Annotated in this window: 2 protein-coding genes; both read right to left on the reverse strand. The window is 39.6% G+C overall.

The genetic code is table 11. The annotated features are described in order from the left end of the window. Positions 1–74 precede the first annotated feature (74 nt). The gene (dnaE, locus tag IJS99_07415) at positions 75–3,521 is read right to left on the reverse strand and encodes a DNA polymerase III subunit alpha (GenBank protein ID MBQ7561643.1); all 3,447 of its coding nucleotides are present in this window, start codon (positions 3,519–3,521) and stop codon (positions 75–77) included. Beyond that, on the reverse strand, positions 3,518–5,203 hold the full coding sequence (gene dnaX / locus IJS99_07420) for a DNA polymerase III subunit gamma/tau (GenBank protein MBQ7561644.1): 1,686 nt from the start codon (positions 5,201–5,203) through the stop codon (positions 3,518–3,520). The genes dnaE and dnaX overlap by 4 nt, the downstream gene beginning before the upstream one ends. Between the last annotated feature and the right edge of the window lie 215 nt (positions 5,204–5,418).

Raw genomic sequence — 5,418 nt, forward strand, 5'->3', positions numbered from 1 at the left:
GGAGTAGAATATAAGGAAAAAATTTCGCTGTGTCCATAAATAAATAATTTTAGCGTGTTGAATATATCATAAAATCAGCTTGCTGCAAAAAATTCGGGTAAATCAGATTTATATAATTTATCCCTGTCAACTAAAAGATTTGGCATGATAATCCGGCCTCTTTCTGACGTTGAATTAACATTTAGAATGACTCGTTTTCCTGTTTTGCTGTTATTCTGAGAGTCAAATAATACAGTTGTAAATTTTTTCATGAGAGAGTCAAAATTTTCTGTGTCGTCTTCAAGATTAAGCGAGATATTTACAAATTCATTTTTCAGGCCGTCTAAATCCGTGAAAATCTTATCCAGCAAAATTTGTCCTCTGTCATCGATTGAGCCTTCAATTAAGCACGGCATATCTTGTGAAATATTACCCTTGAGATCCTGCCACTTATTAGGAAATATAATAACATCTATGCTATTTTCCGAGTCATCAATTTGAAGACTGCACATATTATCGCCCTTTTTCGTTGTGCGTTCCTTGAGACTCGTTATAATTCCGCCGAAAACGGGTTTAATATCTTTACTGCGCCACCCTGATATATCGCCTATAGTGCAATTTATAAATTTTTCGAGCTTGGCCTGATATTTATCAAATGGATGACCTGAAATATACAGCCCTGTTACTTCACGTTCATAATTTAGTCTAGTGTGAGAGTCAAATTCCTGCGTATCCGGTAATTCCGGCTCTGAAGCTTCCTGCTCGTCTTCTAATTCACCGAATAAATCAAGCTGACCTAATTTTTTGCCCTTGTTGACTTTTGCCAAAGCGTCGAGATATTTTTGCAGACCGTCAATTAATTTTGCCCTGTTCGATAAAAGACTGTCAAATGCTCCGGCTTTAATCATGTTCTCTATTACAGTTTTATGAATCACGCTCAAATCTACACGCTTCACAAAGTCCCATAGCGATTTAAATGAGCCATGTTCTGAACGTTCACGAACAATCATATCTACTACATTATGACTTACACGAGCGATCGCACCGAGTCCGAATCTGATAAAATCACCAGTTGCCGCAAAATTTTCAAATGAAGAGTTTATATCAGGCTGCTTAACTGGAATCCCGCTCCGACGAACCTGCAAAACATAACGCCCGAGAACGTCCTTTTTTGCCTTCATCTGACTTGATAAATACGCCGCCATGAATTCAGCTTTATAATTTGCCTTAAGCCACGCAGTATCATAAGAAATTAACGCATATGCAGCACTATGGGATTTATTAAAGCCGTAACCTGCAAACTTTTCTATTAAGTCAAAAATATGTCCGGCCTTCTCTTTATCGACATGCTTTAATTCAGCACCTGACATAAATTTTTCGCGCTGTTGATTCATGACTTCTATTTTCTTTTTGCCCATTGCCCGCCGTAAAATATCAGCTTCTCCCAGTGTATAACCGGCCAAGACGCTGGCACACTGCATAACTTGCTCCTGATACAAGATAACGCCGTAAGTCTCCCGCAAAACATCTTTTAACATTTCATGCGGATAATTCGGCTCTTTTCGTCCGTGCTTGCAGTCAATATAATCGTCCACCATTCCGCTATCAAGAGGGCCGGGCCTGTACATTGCCAAAGCTGCGACTAAATCCTCAAATCTGTCAATCTTTAATTTGCGTAACATTGCCCGGATTCCATCAGATTCAAGCTGAAATACTCCTATTGTGTCAGCCTCCTGCAATAATTTAAAAGTTTTCGGATCATTCATGTTGTCATTAACTTTGTCTAAATCCGGTACTTCTTTGCCGTTAAGCTGAATATTTTGTAAAGCCTCCTGAATAATTGAAAGAGTGCTCAAGCCTAGAAAGTCCATTTTTACGAGGCCTAATTTTTCTACAGGTTCCATAGTGAACTGCGTAACTATCTGCGAGCCTTCTAATTTCTTAACCGGCACTAAATCCGTAATAGGGCATGGAGTAATAACAACTCCGGCGGCGTGCTGGCTTGTGTGGCGTGCAAGACCTTCAATATTTTTTGCGGTGTCGACTAATTTTTTAACTTCTTCATTATTAGCGTATTCTTCGGCAAATTCGGGACTCTTTGCTAAAGCGTCATCAATATTTTTTGCCATTAAGGGAATTAATTTCGCTGTCCTGTCAGTTACTGAATAGTTCATACCCATAGCCCGCCCGACATCTTTAACTGATTGACGGCCTTTCATGCGCCCGAACGTGATAATTTGAGCTACATTTGTAGATTTGTAAGTGTCAGAAATATATTTTAATAACTCGTCGCGCCCCTTGTCTGAAACGTCCGTGTCAATATCAGGCATTGAAATACGTTCAGGATTCAGGAAACGCTCAAATAACAAATTATATTTTAGCGGGTCAAGTTCTGTGATTTTCAGGGACCAAGCAACAAGAGACCCTGCCGCCGAACCTCTGCCCGGTCCTATAGGAATACGACGGGATTTTGCAGCCTGAATAATGCTAGATACAATCAAGAAATAAGCACTAAATCCCATTTGAGTAATTACTCCGAGTTCATACTCTAAACGCTTTGAATATTCTTCTGTGATTTCTCCCCGTTCATAGTCTATAAATCTTTGCTTGAGTCCTTCACGCGCTCGGATTCGTAATTCGTCATCAGGTGTGCGGCCCTCTTCAAGTTGTAAATCAGGGAGCTTATACTCTTTTTTTTCGGGGATTAATTGCACATTACAGCGTTTTGCGATTTCTACTGTATTAGTAAGTGCTTCGGGAATGTCTGCAAACTCGTTATAGAATTCTTCAGGCGATTTCAAGTAAAAATCATTTGTCGAGAATCCAAATGCATCATCCCCCGGTTCTGCGTGAGTGTTGACCTTCAATAATAATTTGTGCCAGTCATAATCATTTCTTTCTAAATAATGAGCGTCTCCGGTGGCAATTAGGGGGATTCCTGTTTTGCGTGAGATTTCTATAATAGCTTGATTAACTTTTTTCTGTTCGGGCAATGAATTCGGCATGATTTCCAAGAAAAAATTATTTTCTCCCATTATAGTTTTATAAGTATTTGCACATGAGACGGCCATATCAAAATTTTCACTCAAGATATACTGCGGAATTTCTCCGGCTAAACATGCGGAACTTGCTATTATTCCCTCGCTGTATTCAGTTAATAATTCGTGATCGATTCTAGGCTTATAATAAAATCCTTCAGTGTTAGCAATAGAAATTAATTTTACGAGATTATGCCAGCCCTTGTCATTCTCAGCCAGTAATAACAAATGATTATATCTCTTGTCATCGCGTGAATTAATACCCGACGGAGCTACGTAAGTTTCACAGCCTAAAATGGGTTTGACTCCTTGTGATTTGCAGGCCTCGTAAAATTCTACTGCACCGTATAAAACGCCGTGATCTGTTATAGCGACTGCTCGGGCGGGGTCATTCTCATCCGGAAACCATGAGGCTATTTTTTTAGCGAGCTGCTTTGTCCTGATTGCCCCGTCTAGTAAGCTGTATTCAGTGTGAACGTGTAAATGCACAAATTGATTCATTATTCGTCATTGTCTCCTTCTGTTACTGCAATATCTATATCGTTATCGCTGTCATTCTCGAAATCTTCATTAGTTGACAATAAAACAATTTCGGCGGGTAATTGATGAGCAGCTAAATAATTTCTTACTCGTTCAATAATAGAATTTGAATTTTTTGCGGGCGCGGGCTTGACTTCCTGATTATGATTTTCTCGCTTGATTTCTTGAGTCTCGCGTTTATTATTTTCTGCGGGCTTGACGGGTTTAGCTTGTGTATTATCCTGCTTTGCTTTAATTTTCGTGCAAGTATAATTCAAGCTCCCATAACGTAAAGTAATGCTCTCATAGTGATCAAAACATGCTGTTAAATCGGCTGCGTTCCTGTCAAGTTTCAAGACTTCATAACAATATCTATGCTGCATATCTAAAATTAAATTCCCGTCCTGATTAATGGGCCGAGAGTCAATTAATGCACAGTAGACTCTAAAATTTTTTGACTTGATAGAATTCATTAATTCTTCACGTAATAGCGGGGTCTCTTCTGTTACTTCATTAGGCTTGATAACAGGCACGGGCGTTACTTGACGGGGGGGCGTAAAATTTTGCTTGATATTATTATTATTTACAGGAGCAGGAGCTTTCACGAGTCCGAGCTCAAACATTCCCAGTAAAATATCCGTCCTCATTCCGCTGCGGGCATAACGCAATAATTTCAGCACGACAATTAATAATTTATGTAATTCTGAACTCTGCCATTTAGGGGATTCTTCAAGCAAAAATTTTGTGTCATGTTCGCTGATTCCGAGAGATTTTGCTATATTCTGCCACTTTGAGACGAGCCATAAATCACGAACGAGCGAAAAAATTTCTTCAAAGACTCTGACTGGCGATGCACCGGAGTCAAACATATTCTTCAATATTATATAAGCTCCTTCTTGATTCTCGCGCAAAGAAATAACCCACTTTTCAAAACTTGACCGGCTGCCTACCCCGAAAGCTAATTCAACACTTGAAAGAGTAACATTACCGGACGAAATAACTTGCTCCAATAGTGATAAAGCATCGCGCAAAGCTCCGTCCGCCTGCCGTGAAATCTCCCATAAAGCCGAGTCTTCTGCCTGAACATTTTCAAGCCCGCATATTTCCTGTAAACGCGTAAAAATATCGTGAGCTACTATGCTATGGAACGGGATATGCTGACAGCGTGATCTAATAGTAACGGGGACTTTATGAGGCTCAGTTGTTGCCATGATAAAAATTACGTGTTCGGGGGGTTCTTCGAGAGTCTTTAATAACGCATTAAAAGCAGCCTGACTCAACATGTGAACTTCGTCGATTATGTAAATTTTATATTTTGAGCTGAACGGCGCAAGAGTAACATTTGATTTAAGCTCGCGAATTTCTTCGACTCCATTATTAGAAGCTCCGTCAATTTCTATAACGTCAAGGGACTCGCCTGCTGTTATTGCTACACAATTAGAACACTTTTCACAAGGTTCAACGCCCTGAGGATCAAGACAATTCAAGGCCTTTGCGAAAATCCTAGCGACTGAAGTTTTGCCGCAGCCACGTGATCCGCTGAATAAATAAGCATGTCCGGGGCGATTCTTAGCAAGTGCATTAGTGAGTATATCTATAGCAGCTCTTTGTCCGACAACTGACGAGAAATTTTGCGGTCTGTATTTTCTGTAGAGAGAGAGACTCATTTATTTATAGCCTCCTGAAAATTGCCGGATAAAAATTTTTGTGTCAGTATTCTTTCATGATAAAAAGAGAGACTCATTTATTGCTGCCTTTCTGACTGAACAAAAACTAATATAAAAATTTCGTGCTTAATCAAATAATGTTATGCTCCTTCTTAAATAATATAATCATTATGTATCACACATTATAATACAGTTTTCCGCCGCCTCCCCCACCC

Source organism: Synergistaceae bacterium (assembly GCA_017444345.1).
GTDB lineage: Bacteria > Synergistota > Synergistia > Synergistales > Aminobacteriaceae > JAFUXM01.